Below are 2,809 nucleotides of genomic sequence, written 5' to 3'. Positions count from 1 at the left end.
CCTATANNGNAAGATTAACTATAAATATTTTTTATAATCAATTGGTTATGTAATTTCTGGTAAAATAACAAGCCATAGCATTGGGGAAAAGTATGGCGAAGATTGGCTATATTCGNGTGTCAACAAATGACCAAAATAGTGCTCTACAGCGAAATGCGCTGGNTAGGGCAAATTGTAAGCCTATTTTTGAAGATAAGATCAGTGGAAAGACAGCGAACCGTATCAGCAACAGGGGGGAACTATAAAGGAACATTCAATTTTTCAGAAATTGCAACAATTGCAAAAGAGAGAAACTCTGTTCAACTTGTATCAACAAGCGCGGGGGCGCCATCCGGGGCACTTGCTTCGTATATGAAAGCGGGCTGGTATGACAATGAAATAGCGATTGGCGCTGTGCGTGGGGGGTCAGTAGATCTAATCGGTGCCGGTATTGATATCAACTCAAAGCGAGCTCTAACAGTTTACAAAAATGGAACTATGGTACCGGCGAACTACGGCAATTTTGACGCTCGTTATGACAACATCCCTGTAGGAGTCCCGCTGCCGTATCCCCACCGCTACACCCCCCCCGGCTACTTAACATGCAATGGTCAGACTTTCGATAAATCCTTATACCCGAAGTTAGCCTTAGCCTATCCAGACGGAAAAGTGCCCGATTTAAGAGGTGAGTTTATCCGAGGGTGGGATGATAGCCGTGGTGTTGATCCGGGTCGGGTGTGTGGGTCGTGGCAGGGTGACAGTACAAAAAGAATACAACTTGCTACAGGTAACGCCGATAGTCGTTATATGGTCCCAAATCAGGGGCCGCAGAACGGCTACATTTACCCACTAGGTCGGGATGTTATGGGTGGAGCCACTGATACATCAATTGCTAACAATACATTCGGCAACGAAACCCGCCCCCGCAACATCGCCTTTAACTACATAGTGAGAGCAGCATAATGACAGAACAGAAATACTCTTTAGAACATGAAACAGCAGTTTTGGGTAAAGATGGATTAGCCGAGAAAGCTGGCTGGATAAAGATTTACCACACTAATCAGATGACGAGGGAATTCACAGTTTCAGATATTGAATATGTCATGTTGGGTGTCAGTCTATCAGCCGGTGCTTATCCCGATGCGCCAGAACTTCCCAGTTCTCCCGATGAAGCTGTTTGTAGAAGCGAAGATAAAAGCCGCTGGGAAATCATCCCTGACTATCGCGGGAAAACAGCTTACGATACGCAGACTCGTGCGCCGACTGAGATAACAGAACTCGGTGAATTACCCGACACCCTGACATTCAAGAAACCCGACACCGATTACGACAAGTGGAACGGTAAAGAATGGGTAGTTGATAAAGACCTACTCAAATCTCATCAAATCAACGATGCAAAACAGAAACAAGCAGCTCTGTTACAACAAGCAAATGAAACACTCTCATTGCTACAAGACTCTGTTGACTTAGAAGTGGCAACAGACTCAGAGAAAGCTGCATTACTCGAATGGAAGAAGTATAGGGTATTACTGAGCAGGGTAGACACTTCACAGGCTCCCAATGTTGAGTGGCCGGAGGTGCCTAAATAAAAACAAAGCCGGTTAGCCCGGCTTTTACTCCCCCATCTTACCCGTCCCGCCCTTAATATTCCCTACGGCTTTTCAGGCCAGATAATATCGGGTTCTGATGTATCAACCCGGTTAAGCATCACGCGGTATTTGCGCCAGTCAGTCAGTGCGGTTTTCTCCTCGTCACTCGCCATCCCCAAATCTACAGCATCTTGAAGCGGAGCTATCTGTTTGCTTACAGTGAACATAAGTTGTTGTTTCTTATGTTCTGCTTGTTGCTGCTGTTCCTGCCTAAGCTTTATTTTATCACTTTCTGATATTATCCACTTTTCACTATCCCATTTGTGATAAACAGATGGCGCTTGTTTTGTAAGAATTGGATAACCCTCCTTATCACTGACAATAGCAAAGCCGTTTGATTGCCCTGTTAGTAACTCCTCGTGCTTTTCTGCCGTTATCTCAATACATTCATCTCGTGCGCCATTATAGAAAGCGCACTCATTTCTAGACCAAAATATCATTTCATTGCCCCCAAAACATGATGTGTACAAAGGGAGTTTCATCGTTCGACGCGGTGCCCGCTTGATATTCAAATGATGATAAAGTCACATTGCGTACAACAGTGTGCCCGGTACCCGTTGACACGCTCGCCATTGAAGCTACATAACCCAAAACATGTGCTTTAAAAGCAAAAGGGTATGTTACTTTTGACCATGTTTGTCTCCCTGCCTGCACTCTAACCCACTGAATAATCAGATTAGTATCCCCGCACTCCCACCATCCGTTCGCTGACCTGTTTGCCGTGTTTTTATTACCTTTAGCATTAACACGACTATCTACTTCTGCTTTCGAATAAACACCCAAGTTACTGACTGGAATTGAAATATTCGCAGTACCATTATAAGCCATGGGGTGTTTTGTTCTTGCCGTCGCTCACTTCTTTGCGGCGTTCGCCGTTCCTTTGGTTTGCTGGTGGCGGTGAGGGGGATTTTTTTTANCTACCGGGTTTTGTCGGGGATATAAGCACCATTTGGGTTTTTTGCAAGTGTGCTATTGGCATTGGGATTAATTCCAGTCACCAGCTTTTGTGATGCGGCTAATGCACTGCTGTTGCAGAGTTTGTCTGTCAGTTCAAAATCTCTTTAGGGTGCAATTCTTTTAATTGCCACGGCCAGTTGATTTAATTTAATTTTGTCAGGCTAAATGCCCGCTTCCTGCAAAACCGCCAACAATTNANCCAGAANNNTGTTTGACCNTNGCNA

The 2,809-nt window shown here is 44.9% G+C and carries 4 protein-coding genes and 1 pseudogene; 3 read left to right on the top strand and 2 right to left on the bottom strand.

Annotation, left to right across the window (positions count from 1 at the left end):
* Positions 1-92: 92 nt before the first annotated feature.
* From PTE_RS23515 to PTE_RS07925, 3 genes and pseudogenes are all read left to right on the top strand, one after another.
* Positions 93-221 (top strand): annotated as a pseudogene (locus PTE_RS23515) (recombinase family protein); the annotation flags it as partial.
* The gene (locus tag PTE_RS23510) at positions 202-942 is read left to right on the top strand and encodes a phage tail protein (protein WP_245219008.1); all 741 of its coding nucleotides are present in this window, start codon (positions 202-204) and stop codon (positions 940-942) included. The pseudogene PTE_RS23515 and the gene PTE_RS23510, both read left to right, overlap by 20 nt.
* Positions 942-1,568 carry a tail fiber assembly protein gene (locus PTE_RS07925; protein ID WP_036844850.1) on the top strand — a complete coding sequence of 209 codons (627 nt, stop codon included), beginning with the start codon at positions 942-944 and terminating at the stop codon, positions 1,566-1,568. The genes PTE_RS23510 and PTE_RS07925 overlap by 1 nt, the downstream gene beginning before the upstream one ends.
* A gap of 62 nt (positions 1,569-1,630) precedes the next feature.
* Here PTE_RS07925 and PTE_RS07920 read toward each other — a convergent pair whose 3' ends face one another.
* Both PTE_RS07920 and PTE_RS07915 read right to left on the bottom strand, forming a co-directional pair.
* Complete coding sequence (locus PTE_RS07920; RefSeq protein WP_036844847.1) at positions 1,631-2,068, bottom strand: tail fiber assembly protein; 438 nt, start codon at positions 2,066-2,068, stop codon at positions 1,631-1,633.
* Between the two features lies 1 nt (position 2,069).
* Complete coding sequence (locus tag PTE_RS07915) at positions 2,070-2,456, bottom strand: gp53-like domain-containing protein (RefSeq protein ID WP_036844845.1); 387 nt, start codon at positions 2,454-2,456, stop codon at positions 2,070-2,072.
* Between the last annotated feature and the right edge of the window lie 353 nt (positions 2,457-2,809).

The sequence above is a fragment of the Photorhabdus khanii NC19 genome (genome assembly GCF_000517265.1).
Lineage (GTDB): Bacteria > Pseudomonadota > Gammaproteobacteria > Enterobacterales > Enterobacteriaceae > Photorhabdus > Photorhabdus khanii.
This window is presented reverse-complemented; position numbering and strand designations above follow the sequence as displayed.